This window comes from Prevotella melaninogenica, assembly GCF_013267595.1.
Taxonomy (GTDB): Bacteria; Bacteroidota; Bacteroidia; order Bacteroidales; family Bacteroidaceae; genus Prevotella; species Prevotella melaninogenica_D.
The window spans coordinates 910,654-928,885 of record NZ_CP054011.1; the positions used below are offsets into that span (position 1 = coordinate 910,654).

General features: G+C 39.7%; 12 protein-coding genes and 1 pseudogene. 7 read left to right on the forward strand and 6 right to left on the reverse strand.

All coding sequences use genetic code 11. The features are described 5' to 3' along the window. Positions 1-452: 452 nt before the first annotated feature. The 5 genes from tnpC (at position 453) to FIU21_RS09010 (ending at position 5,866) form a co-directional block, all read left to right on the forward strand. Complete coding sequence (tnpC, locus tag FIU21_RS08990) at positions 453-1,886, forward strand: IS66 family transposase (protein WP_172891364.1); 1,434 nt, start codon at positions 453-455, stop codon at positions 1,884-1,886. A gap of 89 nt (positions 1,887-1,975) precedes the next feature. After that, positions 1,976-2,923, forward strand: a complete 948-nt coding sequence (locus FIU21_RS08995; protein ID WP_004360100.1) for a DUF4595 domain-containing protein — start codon at positions 1,976-1,978, stop codon at positions 2,921-2,923. 142 nt (positions 2,924-3,065) lie between these two features. Then, positions 3,066-3,974: a Cbp1 family collagen-binding glycoprotein adhesin gene (locus FIU21_RS09000; RefSeq protein ID WP_004360099.1), complete on the forward strand. Its 909-nt coding sequence runs from the start codon at positions 3,066-3,068 to the stop codon at positions 3,972-3,974. Between the two features lie 86 nt (positions 3,975-4,060). Further along, positions 4,061-4,876: a Nif3-like dinuclear metal center hexameric protein gene (locus tag FIU21_RS09005; protein WP_036886190.1), complete on the forward strand. Its 816-nt coding sequence runs from the start codon at positions 4,061-4,063 to the stop codon at positions 4,874-4,876. 168 nt (positions 4,877-5,044) lie between these two features. Beyond that, positions 5,045-5,866 carry a zinc ribbon domain-containing protein gene (locus FIU21_RS09010; RefSeq protein WP_004360097.1) on the forward strand — a complete coding sequence of 274 codons (822 nt, stop codon included), beginning with the start codon at positions 5,045-5,047 and terminating at the stop codon, positions 5,864-5,866. A gap of 409 nt (positions 5,867-6,275) precedes the next feature. Here FIU21_RS09010 and FIU21_RS09015 read toward each other — a convergent pair whose 3' ends face one another. The 4 genes from FIU21_RS09015 to FIU21_RS09030 form a co-directional block, all read right to left on the reverse strand. Then, complete coding sequence (locus FIU21_RS09015) at positions 6,276-6,791, reverse strand: nitroreductase (protein WP_004360096.1); 516 nt, start codon at positions 6,789-6,791, stop codon at positions 6,276-6,278. A gap of 12 nt (positions 6,792-6,803) precedes the next feature. After that, the gene (locus FIU21_RS09020; protein ID WP_004360095.1) at positions 6,804-7,985 is read right to left on the reverse strand and encodes a MalY/PatB family protein; all 1,182 of its coding nucleotides are present in this window, start codon (positions 7,983-7,985) and stop codon (positions 6,804-6,806) included. Then, entirely contained in the window at positions 7,982-9,157 is a 1,176-nt protein-coding gene (locus FIU21_RS09025; protein WP_036886188.1) for a trans-sulfuration enzyme family protein, read from the reverse strand. Before FIU21_RS09025 ends, FIU21_RS09020 begins: the two co-directional genes overlap by 4 nt. 90 nt (positions 9,158-9,247) lie before the next feature. Further along, a complete protein-coding gene (locus tag FIU21_RS09030) occupies positions 9,248-12,094 on the reverse strand; it encodes a putative LPS assembly protein LptD (protein WP_036886186.1) in 2,847 nt (948 codons plus the stop codon). A gap of 557 nt (positions 12,095-12,651) precedes the next feature. Here FIU21_RS09030 and FIU21_RS13475 point away from each other — a divergent pair. Continuing rightward, a pseudogene (locus tag FIU21_RS13475) lies at positions 12,652-13,356 on the forward strand (transposase family protein). 663 nt (positions 13,357-14,019) lie between these two features. On the opposite strand, the gene FIU21_RS09040 reads toward FIU21_RS13475, so the two are convergent. Then, positions 14,020-15,846, reverse strand: a complete 1,827-nt coding sequence (locus tag FIU21_RS09040; RefSeq protein WP_004360091.1) for a P-loop NTPase fold protein — start codon at positions 15,844-15,846, stop codon at positions 14,020-14,022. Positions 15,847-15,864: 18 nt separating this feature from the next. After that, positions 15,865-17,754 carry a hypothetical protein gene (locus FIU21_RS09045; protein ID WP_004360090.1) on the reverse strand — a complete coding sequence of 630 codons (1,890 nt, stop codon included), beginning with the start codon at positions 17,752-17,754 and terminating at the stop codon, positions 15,865-15,867. Between the two features lie 188 nt (positions 17,755-17,942). On the opposite strand from FIU21_RS09045, the gene FIU21_RS09050 reads away from it, so the two are divergent. After that, entirely contained in the window at positions 17,943-18,230 is a 288-nt protein-coding gene (locus FIU21_RS09050) for a hypothetical protein (RefSeq protein ID WP_004360089.1), read from the forward strand. The last annotated feature ends 2 nt before the right edge of the window (positions 18,231-18,232 follow it).

Here is an 18,232-nt window from a genome sequence, read left to right on the forward strand (position 1 = left end):
ATTGTTGTTCTATCTGTGTAATAAAATATCTACAAAGCATATAATATGAACTTTTTTTCATATAAGTCAGCTTTTGTAATAAATTAAAAACAAACAAAGGTGAACTATGTTCATGATAAGAAATCATATATATTAGTTCGTTCATCAATTCTCCAGCAGAGTTAGGAAAGCAAAGGAAGCTTTGCGATCCTTGTTTTGCCCCCTACTTCAAGGAGCATAACTATCAGATAAGTTAGGGTCATTGGATGCTACAAGAAACATTAAATTTCTATTGGTTTTAATTTAATAGTCAACAGACTCTTATTTAACGTTTTTTATTAACTTTGCAATTGATAGTAACTATTCAGCGATATTGTTCAGTCTGTATTCTCTCCTGTGAAATCTTCGTATAAAGGCTATAAAGATACTTATTTTTCTTTCGTACTTCAGATTTTCTTTGTACCTTTACGACTATGAAAGAGCAAGTTACGGACATATCAAAAGTATTACAAGACATGACAGAAGAGATGCGATTGTTGCGTGAAACTGTCAATCAGCAGTATGCCGAGATTATGAAATTGAACCGTAACATAAATGCTCTGAACCTCCAAATCCGTAAGAAAGATACGGAACTTACAAACTTACGGGAACGCTTAGCTAAATATGAAAACCCAGACAAGAACTCTAATAACAGCAGTACTCCGCCAAGCAAGGAGCGTATGAATGATGAGGTTATCAGAAGAACAAGAAGCCTCCGTAAGCCAAGTGGTAAGAAGCCGGGAGGACAAAAGGGGCATGATGGGCATAAGTTGTCTTGCTCTTCCATACCTGACGAGATAATCGATGAGGTACCCAACTATTGCACTCGTTGCGGAGAATCTTTATCAGATGCAGAACGTGTGCTTGATTATGTGACACAGGTTATTTCCATTCCAGAGTTGAAGCCCGTAATCAAGGAAATCCGACACTATGTGATGGTATGCAAGAACTGTGGTGAACGTATTCGGACGGCACCAAGAAGGCGGTCAAATAACGTGGTATATGCTTCAAGCGTAAAGACTTTAGTGGTTTATCTGAGTGTCGTGCAATTTCTTCCATACGGTCGTATAGCAAGTTTTTTGCGTGAGGTATTCAGTCTCACTCCAAGCGAAGGCTCGCTGGTGAACTGGGTGAATGAGGCAAAGAGAAATGCGCAACCTGTGATTGATAAGATTAAAGAATATATCAAGTCATCAGCAGTTGTTGGTTTCGATGAGAGCGGCTTGTACTGTAACAAAAGACTCGACTGGGCATGGATTGCACAGACTGTTTATTACACATTGCTTTTCCGTGCTGATGGAAGAGGATCGAAGGTATTAGCAGACAAATTTGGCGATAGCTTGGAACGAATGACTGCCGTTACCGACCGCCATAGCGCATACTTTGCACTCCATTTCCTCAACCATCAGGTATGCCTTGCTCACTTACTCCGCGAACTGCAATATCTCTCAGAGTTGAACACTGAGCAAGAGTGGTCTGGAAAAGTAACCAATCTGTTCCGTGAAGCTATTCACGAGCGAAATACCAATCCGAACGACGTTATAGACAAGGTGTCATGGACCCGACGTTTAGACAATCTGCTCAAACAGAGTATAGAGAAGCTTGGTAAAAAGTTTATTACGTTCAGAAAAGGCTTGGTCAAATGCAGAGATTACATTTTCAATTTCCTCGAAAATCCGATGATACCATTTGACAATAATGGAAGCGAAAGGGGAATACGCAAGCTAAAAATCAAACTGAAGAACTCCTGTACATTTCGTTCAGACTTCGGAGCAGACGCTTTCCTTGAACTTCATTCGATTGTAGAAACAGCTAAGAAGCACGACAAAACTCCATATAATGCGATTCAAGCCTTATTTAAGGTTTGAGAAATTGATATGCACTTATATATCTATTATCGCTGAATAGTTACAATTGATAAAAGAATGACTATTTATAAATTTTAATTATATTGTATATGAAGAGAATCTACTTATTACTTATTACCCTCATTGTGTTTGGTCAGACCATCAGTGCACAGAACGACAGAAAGTTATTAAAGATGACCGACGGCAAATCTTACTTTGAATTTAAGTATGATGAAAAAGGAAGAATCATAGAGTCTGTTGAATATATTGCTGACGACGACTTAAAACGTAGTAGCAAGTATACGTATAGTAATGACAAGGTCGTTCAAACATTCTATGAGAATGAAAATATCAAAAATAAAGACATCCGAACAACTGTTCTCCAGAATAATAGAGTTGTTTCAGAAAAAATAAACTTAATTCCGTATGAAGGAGAACCAGAATATTGGGCAGACTATAACTATACATATAATACAGCTGGGGAACTGACAAAGATTGTAATAACAAATAATGAACGTACAGGCACAGAGTATAAATTAACATGGACAGACGGAGATATTACACTCGTAGAGCATTTTCGGGATAACAAAAAAGTAGGACAGGTAGCTTATGAATACAACAAAAGCATTACCAACAAATATTTTTCTCTAATTGTTAATCCAATTACCTCAATTGCCGATTATGAAGGCATCTCACCATACGGACAACTTTTAGCAGGATACTTTGGAAAAGTTTTCCAACATCCAGTGGCTGCTGTGCGCTATACGGTGATAGATAAACACTATTTTGACTGGACAAGTGATGATGATCTCACTATTACGTATAACCAGAATGCAAGTGGTATTGTAGAAAATATCAAACAATCAGGAGGAGAAGGAGTGACAACAACGCTTATTTGGGAAAAAGACAATCCAACAGGTATTAGCGTTTATAAGCAGCAGAAGGAAGGCACAAAAACGATTTATGACCTATCAGGTAAACGTCTTGAAAATATACAACATGGTGTGAATATTATCAAAGAAACGAATGGCAAGACACATAAGGTTATTGTAAGATAATATTCTACTGTTTTTTAAAGAAATAGCATAATAAAAGGAGGAGCTGCATAAGTTTCTCCTTTTATTAGTATTTTTAATATTTAATCTGACGTTTCCTCGCATAATTAGAGTATCTTTGCATTGTCATTCGATGATTATACAGATGAAACGTAATAAATTAACAGCTCTGATAGCATTTGTAGGTGTTGTAGCCTTCACATCTTGTGAGGATGTGAAACGTCCAACCCCTGTCAGAGAACGTATCAATGTAACTCCTCCATCCAGAGAGGCTGAGGCGATAAGTCAGCTGACAGCATCTATAGATGAGATCTCAACTAACCTTGATGCCATCTCTTCTCAAGAGGCAATGCTCTGTAAGACTACAGAGCACGCAAATAAGAAGTCGAAGATTATTCAGCAGATAAGGGGGCTCGGTGCGCTGCTCAAAGAGAAGCAGAACCAGATTGACAAACTTCTAAACGAAAAGGTTAAGAAAGTGGATGCTCCAGCAGCATCTAATCCTACAATAGATAATCTTTACAAGGTAATAGAGTTCCTTTCATCACAGCTGAAGGAGAAAGGGGATCGTGTAACCCAATTAGAGCAGGTTGCAAGTCGTAAGGATGTCACTGTAGACCAGCTTAAATACATCGTTATGAACCAAACTAACAGCGTTGATGCAATGCGTTACAGGTTCAACATGGCAGCTTTGGAGCGCGAATATGCTCAACTGAAAACTAAAGAGAAGCAAAGAATTAAAGAAGATAAGGAGTCAGACAAAGTCTACTATATCATTGCTAACAAAGAAACTCTGAAGGAGAAAGGTCTTTTGAAGACATCACTTTTCTCTAAGAAAGTGGATAATAACAATGTAACAAAAGATCTGTTTACAGAGGCTAACAGCAAAGAACTGAAGACACTGACAATTAACTCATCGAGTCCAAAGCTCTTATCCCAGAACCCAGAAGGTAGTTATACACTCACGCAGAATGAAGACAGAACGACAACACTCACCATTACAGACCCAGAGAAGTTTTGGAATGTGTCGCGCTATCTGATCATCCAAGAGTAAATCTACTTTGAAATAGAAAGAAAATAAATTAGGCTGCAAAGGTTGTGAAAATCGAATAATTTTCTTATCTTTGCAGCCTAAAACTTATGCGTAGCGTGAAAATAAAGGAAGTAATTGATGCCCTTGAACGATTCGCGCCTTTGCCCTTGCAGGAAAGCTATGATAATGCTGGCCTACAAGTTGGATTGACAGAGGCGGAAGTATCAGGGGCTTTATTGTGTCTTGACGTGACTGAGAAGGTGGTAGATGAAGCTATCCGTCGGGGGTGTAACTTGATTGTTGCGCACCATCCACTCATCTTCCGTAAATTAGCACAAGTGACAGACGCCAACTACGTGCAGCGCACAGTGATAAAGGCTATTAAGAACGATATCGTCATCGCTGCTATGCACACAAACTTAGACTCAGCTGTGGGCGGTGTTAACTACAAGATAGCTGAGAAGTTAGGACTTAAGAACCTACGTTTCTTTGGCCGAAGCAAGCAAGTTGTGAATCCACAGACCGGCGAATCCGTAACAGGTGGCGATGGTGTTATCGGTGAGTTTGAGGAGCCTTTGGCAGCAGACGATTTGATTCTGTTATTGAAGAAGAAGTTTGATGCAGAGTGTGTTCAAACCAATGAGTTACTACGTCGTGAGATTCGTACCATTGCTCTCTGTGGAGGTTCGGGGTCATTCCTCTTGCAGGATGCTATTGCAGCAGGCGCAGATGCCTTCATGACAGGTGAGATGAGCTATCACGAATACTTTGGTCATGAGCAAGAGATACAGATTTGTGTCATCGGACATTATCAGAGTGAACAATTCACCACAGAGGTATTACGTGACGTTATCGAAAAAGAATGCCCTGACGTAAAGTGCTACTTGTCTGAGATTAACACGAATCCTATAGGGTATTTTTAGTGGACGAGTTGACAAGTTGGACAAGTAAACAAGTTAATTGTTAAGAAGTTGGACGAATGGAGTCTGTGGTGTTGTCTTAACTCCTCTCACTCCTAAACTCCTAAAACAACAGTAATCATAATTATGAATTTTGAATTCTGAATTTTGAATTAAACAAACATAAGAACTATGGCAAAGAAAGATCCAAAAGAGTTACCAGTAGAGGAGAAGTTGAAAGCCCTTTTCCAGTTACAGACGACCCTGTCAGGAATCGACGAGAAGCGTGCATTGCGTGGTGAGTTACCACTTGAGGTACGCGACTTGGAAGATGAGTTGGAAGGTCTGCACATTCGTATTGAGAAAATTGAGCAGGACATTAAGGATTATCAGAATGCTATTACCCAGAAGAAGGGTAACATCGTTGACGCTCAAGCAAGTTTGGAGCGTTACAACAAGCAGTTGGACTCTGTTGCAAACAACCGTGAGTACGACACATTGACAAAGGAAATCGAGTTCCAGACACTTGAGATTGAGCTTTGCAATAAGAAGATTAAAGAGGCTCAGATTAAGGTTGAAGAGAAGCGTAAGGACTTGGAAGCCAACCGTGCATTGCTCGAGGATCGTCAGCACGCCTTAGAAGAGAAGCGTAACGAGCTCGACGAGATTATGCAGGAGACACGTGAGGAGGAAGGTTTGCTCAAAGAGAAGGCTGCAGAGCTTGAGACTAAGATTGAACCAGGATTGCTCCGTAGCTTCAAGCGTATTCGTCGTGGTGCCCGCAATGGTTTGGGTATTGTTTACGTACAGCGTGATGCTTGTGGTGGTTGTTTCAATAAGATTCCACCTCAGCGCCAGTTGGATGTAAAGATGCACAAAAAGATTATCGTTTGTGAGTACTGTGGTCGTATTCTTATCGACCCAGAGTTGGCTGGTGTAAAGGTTGACAAGACCGAGGAGAAGCCAAAGAAGCGTAGAACTACTCGCAAGAAGAAGGAAGAGGAGGGAGAGTAATCAATCCCCTTTATTCCCATTGAGCAATAAGCTCTTTCAACTTTGAAAGATAAAAAGAATAGCCTCAATACATTTGAAATGCAAATAAAGCATTCTTATGTATTGAGGCTACTTTTTATTATCTCACTATTAATACTATTCAACGAAACACGAATAACATCGTCTTCCTAACAGAAACTAACCAATAATAGCACACTTATTAACGGCATATAGCAAGGCTTTAAATAGTCAACACAATATGTGCGGAGCATCAGCACCAATAGTACTTACCATGAGTACAATATGTGCGGAGCGTTAACACATCGTTTAATGACGTAAAAGAAAAGTCTGCTTCACCTTATTATATATTGCAAGTCAAGGATGATTAACTTACACAGGCATGTTAACCCAATAGTGATAAGTCAGATCCTTACTTCACATAGAAGATACGATTTGCCTTACGTGGTGCAGTCTTACCCGCCTTTGTAGCATAACCAAGAATACAGAAACCGATACCCTCATAATCGCCTTCTATACCCCACTCTTTCAGCATCTGCTTACCGTCTTCACGCTCAAAAATTTGCTTGGCACGATTAATCCAACAACTGCCCAAGCCTAAAGCATGAGCAGCGTTCATAAGATTACCCATCATCAACGCACCATCATAGACATGATTAGGGCTACTCTTATCCGCTAACACAGCAAGGACTACGGGTGCACCATAAAAAGGGTCGCTCGTTACGCCCATTATCTCACCATTAATCACCGATAAGCGGTCGCGTACTTCCTTATTGGTCACTTCGACAATGATAGCAGTCTGCATATTCTTTCCGCTTGCCGCGTAAAGACCAGCCTCCATTACCTTATCTATCAAGTCCTGTTCAGGCATACGCTCATCATAAGCACGTACGCTACGACGTGTTAACAATGCTTCTAATGCTTCCATAACAATTCCTTTTTATAATTCATTCACCGCTTCAGCCAACTGTTCCAACGCCTGACGAAGAATAGAACGCGGTGTACCAACATTCAAACGCATAAAGCCTTCTCCACCAATACCAAACATCCTACCATCGTTCAACGCAAGATGAGCCTTATCAATAAAGAGATTCAATAGCTCTTTATGCTTCAATCCCAATCCATGACAATCCAACCAAACAAGGAAACTTGCCTGCGGACGGAGTGGGTGAATACCAGGAATATGCTCACGACAGAAGTCTTCTACAAAGCGAACATTCTCTTCTACATACGCCAACATCTGTTTACGCCACTCTTCTCCCTTCCGATAAGCAGCTATCGTGGCTATTGGTGCAAAGAGTGTAGGCTCATCTAATTCGTTAGCCTTCAACCAACCATAGAAGCGATTACGCAGTTCTTCGTTTGGAACGATAGCAAATGAACTGACAATACCTGCCATATTGAAGGTCTTTGTTGGAGCTGCAAATGTGATACTGATTTGTGCTGCACGCTCTGACACACTGGCAAACGGAATATGACGATTACCAAAAAGTGCCATATCACTGTGAATCTCGTCGCTGACAACGATAATATTATGCTCGTAACAGAAGTCTGCCAAGCGACGTAATGTATCTTCTGACCAACACAATCCTGCAGGGTTATGAGGATTGGAGAGTACCAGTACACGGCATTTATCATCGCAAACCTCTGCAAGATTATCAAAGTCCATGTCATAATATCCGTCCTCACGACGACGAAGCGGATTGAAGACCACCTTACGATGATTAGCCTCTGGCGTCAAACGGAATGGATGATAGACAGGTGGTTGTATAATAACCTTTTCGTCAAGTTCCGTAAATACATTCACCACAAAGCCGATACCCCTAACAATACCAGGAATAAAACTCAACCACTCTGGCTTTACTTCCCAATCATGATGAGCACGTATCCAGTCGATGATAGCAGGACGGAAGTCTTCTGGTTCGACTGTATAGCCAAAGATAGGATGAGAAAGACGATCCTTGAGAGCCTCCACAACAAAGTCAGGGCAAGCAAAATCCATATCAGCTACCCACAGAGGCAGTAGGTCATTACGTCCCCAACGTGGAAGAAGTGCCTCATGCTTCAAGTCACCACTTCCCGAACGATCGATTATCTCGTCAAAATTATAAGTCTTCATCATGCTTCCAAAGCCTGCTTAATATCATCGAATAGGTCATCAACACTTTCCAAACCAATACTGAGACGTATGGTAGTGTCTTGCACATCCATTGCTGCACGCTCCCCAGCGGTGAAAAGTCCGAAGATAGTACTTGCTGGGTGGATAGCCAAGGTACGATTATCAAAGAGGTTAGTTGCCCGATGAATGAGTTCCAAGTTATCGAGCATTCTGAAGCAAGCCTCTTGACTCTCTAAGTCTATTGTGACCATTGCTCCTGCAGTTTCTCCATACTGGCTCACTGCCAACTGATGATAAGGATTATCCTCCAAACCCACATAATTCACCTTACAAATAGGTTTGAGCGTACGTAGTCTTTGTGCCAACTCCAAGGCATTACCTGCTTGAACACGATAGCGTACATCCAAAGTCTCTAAGCCTAAGGTCTGCATATAGGCAACCTGTGGCGTCATATAAGCCCCAAGATTAAAAAGCATCTCATTCAAGAGGCGCTTACCAATAGAAGGATAAGTACCATAATCAATAACAAGACCACCCAAAGAGGTAGCACCGCCACTGATATACTTCGTACTTGAAACGACCTCCAAGTCAATTCCTAAGTCCTTTGCAGAGAACTGTGTGAATGGGATAAGCGTTGTATCAGCGATAACAGCGATACTATGTCGGTGTGCTATAGCTGACAAAGCACGTACATCAACCACCTCAAGTTGAGGGTTTGTCATTACCTCGAGGAACAAACAGCACGTTTTATCATCTATCAAGCGCTCTACAGTCTCAACATCTGTGAGGTCGCACAGTCTTGCTTCAACGCCCAATCTGCTCAATGTTGATGTAAGCAAAGAATAGGTATTGCCAAAGAGATGACGTGACGTAATAACGTTCTTACCCTGTTCAACAATAGAAAACAACGTATTGCTGATAGCAGCCATACCCGAGTTGAGAGCAATAACATTCTCGGCACCAGTCAAAGCCTTAACACGCTGTTCGAGATTAGTCACTGTTGGGTTCTCCACACGTGAATAATCAGGCGCATCAATACGTCCACAAAAGGCATCAGCCATCACTTCCGCATTGTCAAACTCAAAAGCAACAGCATTATAGACTGGCATACTTAACGCATCGTAAGCATCCCTACGCTTGTAAGCCTGATGAATAGCCAGTGTTTGCTTCTTCATATCTTTCAAACAGTTGTGTTGTTTATAAAGGATTCATAAATCAAGGACGGACGGGAGAACCGTCCGTCTTATGAAGTGCATTTTATCTTATTAATACCACTGTACAGCATTTGTAATACCACTTCTCTTATCATACTTCAACGCATCTGTCAGTGTTGCAGCATTACAACGGAAGGTAAAGTTGTAAGATGTATATGGTGCTAAAACTACAGAAGCACTCATATTAAAACAGTGGAGGTCACGTGACAGGCTGGCTGTTGTCATACTCATCGCATGGTTTTCAAAGTCGTAACCACTTGAGAAGTTAATGTTCCAGCCATCACTGATACGAATATTACCAGAGAAGTTCAACGTCTGTGTGAACTTATAAGGGTAACGCATCGTCTTAGTATTGAACCTACCCGCTGTATTCTCACGCATCGTAATACCATAACCGATTGTCAATGACCATGGCATATTGAAGCTCATGTAACCATCGTCATCCGTCTCAGCAATATTACCACGCTTCTTCTTAGCAGCATATTTTCCCTTTTCAAGGTCATCATCCATGTTTGATTCGATGTTAGTATCTGGGCCATCGCTATCTACTGACACCTTATCATCATCTTTATCATCCTTGCGTCCGAACCACTTCTTCAACTTCTCTGGATTCAAAGTGAATGAGAAGTTCTGCGACATATCTTGGAAACGAGGTAAACGACCATATCCCCACTCTGTATGATTACCTACGTAAGGCTTACCATTAGCATCAAGTTCGTAAGCATAAGTAGCAAACTGTGCATTCATTGAGAAGGTATAATTCTTCCACCACTTCAAACGTAGACGCATACTAAGGTCACTCCAACGATGATAATCTGCTGCAGCATTGTAAGACATACTTGCTCCTAACTCATCAATGATACTTATCTTCTTATAACCAGTAGTATCCTTATCGCTCTTGATTTTCATTTCGAGGTTATTGCTAACATCCCAACTAATCATCTCAGTCTTGTACTTACCCGGCACACTATAAAGCTCATCTTGATAAGGTGAGTACTCAACAAGTTTCACGTTACCACTTGCATCTGTATACTGATAGCTGTCATAGTAGCCATAACGGCGTGCACCGAAGTTTGGTGAGTAAGAGAAAGAAACCTGTGGCGTGATGACATGACGGATAGCCTGAATCTTATCACCAAACAATTTTCTATTAGGTACCCAGAAACCATATAATTTCGTGCTAGCTCCCACACTCATACTCCAGTTGTAAACATTATGGAAACCATAGGTAGTATCTCTTACCACCTCTTTCTGAAGAGTATTATCCCATCCACGTGTCACCTTCTTAGAATACATACGATCCGTAAAATTGAAAGATGGCGTCACATTGATATAATTAAACAAGGTGAAGTTTGCCTGTACAGGAATTGTATGTTGGAAAGCATTCTTCCAGTCTTTAATCAGATTAGAGTGTAAGAGCTTGTCTTCCTTCGTTGATATAGAATTAGCCAACTGGCCCGTATAGCTCATCGAAATCTTCTCATACCAACGTTCCTTACCCACAAGATGCTTACGCTTGAAAGGGTAGAATCGGCTCAAACTAATGTTCAAGTCTGGCAACGTTATCTGAATAGAAGAATCACGCATATTCTGCGAAAGGTTAGTTGTTGCACTCAAAGAGAGTCCAATACTTGAGAAACCTGTGCTCCAGCTAACAGAAGAAGTTCTCGTAGACTGTGTGAGTGTCTGCGGATTATACATACTATTGAGGTTGTTACGCTCATAGCTTGATGTCGCAAAGTTCACACTTGCCGAGAGAGAGCTGTAAGGATTAGCCTTTGGATCTTGGCGATGATTCCATTGAATCTTGAAACTCTCCTGCTCTGCAAAGTCTGGCAATCCCTTGTCACCAGTCTTTGAATCCTGATAACTAAAGAGGAATGAGCCTGAATATCTGTAACGCTTGCGGTAGTTGCTGGCTGCAGACACACCCCAAGAACCCTTGGTATAGATTTCTCCCAAGAGTTTTAAGTCCCACTTATCACTAATTGCAAAGTAGTAACCACCATCACGAAGGTAGAAACCACGGTCGCTTTCATCACCATAACTTGGCATAATGAAACCGCTCGAATACTTCTTAGAGAATGGGAAGAAACCGTATGGAATTGCCAATGGTAAAGGAACGTCCGCCACAACGAGGTAAGCTGGTCCAAAGACAACATCCTTACCCGGACGAACCTTTGCACGAGAAAGGGCAATATAAAAATCAGGATGGGCTTTATCACATGTGGTATAACGTCCATGCTGCAGATAAACAGAACCCGTAGAATCACGCTTTCCTACTTCTCCACTAAGGAAACCATCTTGCTGTTCGGTATAAATACCCTTAATCAAGCCTTTCTTTGACTTAAAGTTGAAAGCCATTGTGTCACTCTTATATTCATCTTTACCCATTGTAAAGACAGGCTTTCCCTTGATACCACCCTCTGCTGTAGAATCGACTGTACCTGTTGCACGCACAGTACTTTTATCAAGATTCATATGTACCTTGTCACTCGTAAGCTTCATATTCTCATAATCAACCTTCGAGTTACCATACAGATACGCTGTACCCGACTCTGCATCATAAACGAGAGAGTCCTCTGCAGAATACTTAACAGGTGCATCAATTCCATTCGAACGTGCACGCATCATGCTATCGGCACGAATAGAATCGTCTATGGCTTTATTATGATGATAGATAGCCAACTGAAGAGAATCCATCTTCGCGGTATCTGGAATATTCTTATCGACTGCCTTACTATCCTTTGGACTTTGTCCTTTCAATAGCGTATCAACCACAACAGCACTTGCCTTAGCCTTCTTGGTTTTCTTACCTTGAGGCACAGGCATATTGACACCTGCCATTGCAAAAACAACAACAAAGGATAATAGGAATATAATGCTCTTATTTCTCATTGCCTAAATAACGTGCAAAAATACTGAAATAATGCCGAATAGAACTACCATTACGCTATTTTAACTTTTATAATAATGTACGTATATGCTAAGTGAAAAGATTTAATTCTTATTTTGCCGTACAATAGAACCAGAATAGTGTACCCTCAATACAGAATGTCATTGATAATTATAGCACCCTAAAATACTTAGAAACGCAGCACTTTTACCTCCCAATAAGATTAGTGTTTACCATCAGCACAACATGTGCGAAGTATCAACACCAAACGTGCGAAGCATCAACACAACAACTTAAAACCAACCGTAAGCCCTTTTTAAGCCTTTCTATTCCTGCAAAAAACACTAACTTCTTATTTATCTGTAAGACTTTAACTCCGCAGCATAAATTCTTGTGAGAACTCCAAGTGTCTGAGAAACAAAGTTCTCAAAACACTTGGATATGTCAGAAATTTCACCTATCTTAGTGCTACCAACAAAAAAACAAATAAAATATCTGACATAGCAAAGATAGCTATAAAAACGAGAATATCACTTCTTTCGGTGGAATTTATCATATTATGGACGTTTTCTCAAAGTTGGGTTTTGAAAAACTTACCGAATCTGTATTGGGCAAACGTGGAAGTAGCGGTAAAGCATTCTGTTATGGAAGTATTTTTGGCTCTCTCTTCTTCAGTTACCTTTGTGGTGGAGAATGCCTTGAGGACATCAATGCGCCTATTGGGCAGTTCAAGCAGAGACCTGATACACTGTTACCCGGTGCCGACACTGTGGGGCGCGGACTAAAGGAGCTTACCGAGAAAAATATTGTCTATAAGAGCGAGACCTCCGACAAGTCGTATAGTTTCAACACAGCAGAAAAGTTGAATACCTTACTTTTACAGATGATACGAAGAATGGGGCTTATAAAGGTGGGCAGTCATGTTGACTTAGATTTTGATTATCAGTTTATTCCAGCCCACAAGTTCGATGCAAAGTATTCTTACAAGCAGGATTTTGGCTATTCCCCTGGTTGAGCTTCCATTGGGGGAATCATTGTCGGAAGTGAGAATCGTGGCGGAGTTACCGCCATGCTGAAGAACTTCCATCTCTATCTCATCCGTCATGTCAGCGATAAGGTCAAGCCATTGAAAAAGACAAGCAGGCTGAAAGCCTTTATCCTGCATTTTGTCAGCGTGCCAGCAAAATGGGTGCGCACTGGAAGGCAGAACGTTCTGAACCTATATACAAATAAGACCTACTACGCTGGAGTCTTCATTGAATAAACATCATTTTTTTGTGGTTTTTCATACTTCCCCATTGATTTGGGTGGGGGATTTCATGATTATGCAAGAACCAAGAACCCCAGAAAATCCCCATATCATTGGATAAACCCCAAAAATGTCACTTCAATATATAAAAGTACCTCACAAGGAATAATGCTGCGGAATTGAGGTAAAAGATAAAATAAAGTGCTTTTGGATTTTTGTATACCCATATCACGAAGTAGATTCTTAATAGTGTTTGGCAAAAGTTCTCTATAAAAGAGTTTTCTCTCTCTTGAATCCTTCTTTACTTGACAAACAATGAAAAATGTTGGTTCATGCAAATATGCCTTCAGATCTTCTTTTTCTAACTTGAACTTCCACTTCTTGGTTTGAAATTTTGATACTTCTGTACCCTTCACCTGTACAGGCACTCTACCAAGGAGGTGTTCTTTATCTCTTTTATCTCCAGAATAAAGATACAAATGTCCATCCCAACATGGTTCTTTATCATTGTCGGAAATGAACTAAGAAATAACGCTACTATCTTCTATAAACATTTTCAGATAGTTCAATGCCTTTTCCTCCGTTTTTTTGTGTCTGTATTTTTCTTCTGCCATAGTTGATTACGTTGAATTTTCTAAACGGTAAGAATGATACTATATCGGTATTGTGGGCATTTGCTTATGCAGTAGTTTCATTCTTTAAGACCTTAAGTAAGTGTTCACAATATTTGCGCGAAGGGGAAGGTTTCACGTTTCTATCTGAAAGATAGGCATCCATGGTCTTTGTTAACTCCGAAATAAACGCCGAATCATGATCTCGATGTGACTGACATTCATACCGTTTTTCCATAAAATCATTGACATCTCGCTTGCGACTATTATGACAACTAATAAAACTATCCAGGAAATCCTTCGCTGATATTTCGGAAAAGATGTTTACCGGCAAATTCCAAAATTGTTTTAAATCCGCGCCAGCATCAAGATGAAGTATAGCTTCCTTAAATGCATCTCCATGCTCTTCATTTCGCATAGAGTTATTGATATCATATACTTTCTCCGCTAATTCCGAAAACTCAGAAGTCGCTCCATCCGTATTCTGGTATATTCCATTCAGTTGCTCTACATATCCATTTTTCGGACATTCTTCTATAGCCTTCAAAAATAGTTTCTTCAACTCAGGAACAGAATACCCAGTTTCTCCGAAACCAAATTTCTGCAGTCTTTGAAGTCTAAGAAAATAATTAGGATAATAGGCCATAGGGAAGCGCATTTGCTTGGTTCCATCAATAACATCCGTTATTGCTTTTTCCATTTCGTTATCATCAACATCCCAGAAATTACCCAGTTTTAACATCAACTTTTGATCATCAGTTTGGAAATAATGCTGTGCCTCTATCGCCATGTTTGAAACCTCATTTTTCAACATTCCCTCATCAAGTTTCCCAGTTTGTATATACTCAAGCAACGACTTACTTACACCATATATAAATGTGTTCTTAAAATATCTATTTCGGATATCACGAAGATATTTTTCATCCTCGGACAAACCCTTTTGCTTTTTATCTTCATTCCATAAAGAATGAGACACAGATAGATTTTCTATAAAGGAAATATGATTCACCCATGATTGAGATAAATTCAAGAATAAATCGATTTGAGAATTATCTGCCTTTTTACGACTCTCTATGGAATAAGCCATTGTGAGTAAGAGTACATACTCTCTTACATTCCATTCTACTTTGCCCATATTTGCTTGAACGATAGGATAAATGCGTTCCATTATGTTCAAGTTAAAAATTAACGTGCGGATATTATTGCACTCTGCTCGCTTATAGACATTGCCTATCGATTCTGAATTTGTTTTGATAAAGTCAGAGTAGTTCTTCTCCTTTCCTTCTATAGAAGATCTTACTATTAATGATATGTCTGGTTCAATCTTGCATGTGAAACGAACTAACTTCTCTTTATATTCAGCATAGCCTGGTACTTCATTCTTATCACCATTGCAAATCAAAATTACTTTGATATGGTGCTCTTCGATTAGCGAGTTAATGTATCCTAGCACGTCCATCATAATATTGGGATTGAGCCTTTCCAGATCATCAAAGCAAAATACACGATGTTTAATATTTATAGGTAGAACTGACATCACAGATGCCAAGACCTTCTTGTTATCTTGTAAGCCTATCTTTTTTGCAATAAAGCTAAGAGCATGGCCACCAAGTTCAGTCCATTTCTTCTTTTTCACATTCTTATCCGCAAGGAACGGAGCATATATTTCGACTTTCAAGTCATCTATACTTTGGATGCCAAAGAGAGAGATTTTTACAGCTTTATAATGCTCGTTATCTGCGAACGTCAACGCTTCTATCATTGGCTTAGCCGTATGTCTCCAGTAAAATGACTTTCCAGCACCCCATTGCCCATCAATCATGATTGCATAATCAGTATCTGGGGCTTTTACATAATCAAGAATTACATTATCTATGTGATTCATAATCTCCATTCTGTTATCAATAGTATTTTACTCTTCATACCCAATAGGGTGAATTTCCGAATCGGCCACCTTTACATAATACCCGTCGTTACCAGATGGTACCATGTAATAGGCATATGTGAATATTCTCTCACAGTCAATCATTTTATCCAAATTGCACTTCTCGAAAGGAGAACCGAGTCTTTGTTTTGCCATTAGTGGCTCAATAGCATGCAACGATTCCTCATATAAGAAATCTCGCAAATCGTTATGGAAAGCAAAAGATGTAAGAGACCCATTCTCTTCTGTTTCCATGTTAATGTACGTCCAGAATGTAGGTATGTAAAACACAGCATCATATGAATATTTGAAATACGGCACTTTATCGGTAGTGTCGTTCACATCAACCGACATTCTAACGCTTACTTGACAATTAACAGGATCAACGACAAATGCTGGACCTCCAATGTGCTGTGTCAAGTCTCTTAGGTCATTATCTGTTATCGCTCCGTTATAGATAGAATCAAACTTGACCTTATTTGCTTTGTTGAAGACTATACCATCTTTTGAGAATGACGGCATATCTATATTAGGAAGCTCCATCTTTGTCTTCAAACATTCCTCAAAGATTGGATCCGATTTTGGTAGTACATAGATATTCGGAAGGGATAAGTCCACATCCCAATTTACCCATGGCGTTGATTGACGAAAATTATTAGTGTCCTGTGGTTGCCAATGATAAATGCCTATTAAGTTCGACATCTTTAGCCAATGAGTATTAAGGTCTTTGTCGTATTTATATTGGCCAGCATCTGCATCAACAAACGGCATCACAAACATATATGCTATATCATATATCCAAAGAATAGCAGTACAATAAGGAGAGTTGGGCATATTCCCTTTGTTGTTCAAGAAAATATCAAGGACCGGTTGAGGATATACCACCTTATCCGTAGGCAGTACCGTTAACAAAGTCGATGGAAGTGAATCTGGTGCCCAATTTCCATTTGAATAAATCCATTTTATGCAATTCTCAAAATGAGATAGTTCTGTGGAAGGTAGCATATCAATAACCATCTTACAAAGAGCCTTATACATATCCTCATTGATCATCGGATCCTTTAGTTCCAAATGCATCAAAAATCGCTTTGACCTATCTGTTCCTTTTGGTATAGCTTCATCCATTATGAACAATTCAGGCAGTCCGTTAGAATCTGGTTTGATGATAAAAGATTTACCAACAACCTTTGGTGCTGCTGTAGTACCTTTCCTCGGAATGTGATATATTGCCCTGCGAAAGTCCATTATCTTTCTGAAGTTATCTTCAATAGGCGCCAAGTCATGGTTACAGGTATCGCATTCTTCGTAACAGAACAGCAGTTTGTTGCCTAAAGCATCCTGCACAGCATGAGCCACCTTCTCAAAACTTACCGTAGGATATGATTTACCACAAAATCTGCATGTCCTTCTATTAACATCTTCTTCTCCTATCCATTGCTCAATACCATCATAACCATATGACAGAAATTGAAAACAAATATCAAGCATACTGTAATGATGAAATGCTTTGTCGTGTATCAAAGTAAATGGTATATAAAGGAACCTTAAACAATCACATGCAGTTCTTCGTTCAACTACAGAAGCCTTTTCCTCATTGAAATAATAAAAGACATCTCCATCTGCAAATTTTGAAATAAATCCATATAGCTTTCTTATGTGCCATCTAGTTGCCTGATCATACTTTGTTTCTAAAGCCTTCAAAGCGTTTTTTGTCTTGTCAGACACGATAATCCTTGCCCATGCAGAATTTCTGTGTTCAACTTCACACGCTGAAAAATAAGTATTTTCAATCTCAGAAGTCATAACTCCATCTGCATCTTGATAGACTACTCGCTGGCTTTTTTGTGTAGAGTATAGTATGATTTTCAATATTGCCATATAGACATTTGTTTTACGATGTACCTTAATTCCGCAACCAATTACGTAATTAATCACCTTAATTCCGCAGCATAAATTCTTGTAAGGACTCCAAGTGCCTGAGAAACAAAGTTCTCGAAACACTTGGATATGTCAGAAATTTCATCTATCTTGGTGCTGCAAACATAACAAGTAAGCAAAAAACTGACATGGCAAAGGTAGCAATTAAAAACGAGAATATCACTTCTTACGGTGGAATTTATTACATTATGGACGTTTTCTCAAAATTGGGCTTTGAAAAACTTACCGAATCTGTATTGGGCAAACGTGGAAGTAGCTATCATACTTCCCCATTGGTTTGGGTGGGGATTTTATGCTTAGAAAAGACCCAAGAAACACCGAAGCATCTCATATCAACATATAGAGCCCAAAAAGACATCTCAACATATAAAATTTTCTCACAAGAAAAATACTGCGGAATTAAGGTAAGATATTAATA

Excerpts from the sequence above, each read along its gene's own strand:
- FIU21_RS09045 (WP_004360090.1), bottom strand. The coding sequence starts at position 17,754 with ATGGCAATATTGAAAATCATACTATACTCTACACAAAAAAGCCAGCGA.
- FIU21_RS09050 (WP_004360089.1), top strand. The coding sequence starts at position 17,943 with ATGGCAAAGGTAGCAATTAAAAACGAGAATATCACTTCTTACGGTGGA.
- FIU21_RS09015 (WP_004360096.1), bottom strand. The coding sequence starts at position 6,791 with ATGGAAGCATTAGAAGCATTGTTAACACGTCGTAGCGTACGTGCTTAT.
- FIU21_RS09020 (WP_004360095.1), bottom strand. The coding sequence starts at position 7,985 with ATGATGAAGACTTATAATTTTGACGAGATAATCGATCGTTCGGGAAGT.
- FIU21_RS09040 (WP_004360091.1), bottom strand. The coding sequence starts at position 15,846 with ATGGAGATTATGAATCACATAGATAATGTAATTCTTGATTATGTAAAA.
- FIU21_RS09005 (WP_036886190.1), top strand. The coding sequence starts at position 4,061 with ATGCGTAGCGTGAAAATAAAGGAAGTAATTGATGCCCTTGAACGATTC.
- FIU21_RS09025 (WP_036886188.1), bottom strand. The coding sequence starts at position 9,157 with ATGAAGAAGCAAACACTGGCTATTCATCAGGCTTACAAGCGTAGGGAT.
- FIU21_RS09010 (WP_004360097.1), top strand. The coding sequence starts at position 5,045 with ATGGCAAAGAAAGATCCAAAAGAGTTACCAGTAGAGGAGAAGTTGAAA.
- FIU21_RS08995 (WP_004360100.1), top strand. The coding sequence starts at position 1,976 with ATGAAGAGAATCTACTTATTACTTATTACCCTCATTGTGTTTGGTCAG.
- FIU21_RS09030 (WP_036886186.1), bottom strand. The coding sequence starts at position 12,094 with ATGAGAAATAAGAGCATTATATTCCTATTATCCTTTGTTGTTGTTTTT.
- FIU21_RS09000 (WP_004360099.1), top strand. The coding sequence starts at position 3,066 with ATGAAACGTAATAAATTAACAGCTCTGATAGCATTTGTAGGTGTTGTA.
- tnpC (WP_172891364.1), top strand. The coding sequence starts at position 453 with ATGAAAGAGCAAGTTACGGACATATCAAAAGTATTACAAGACATGACA.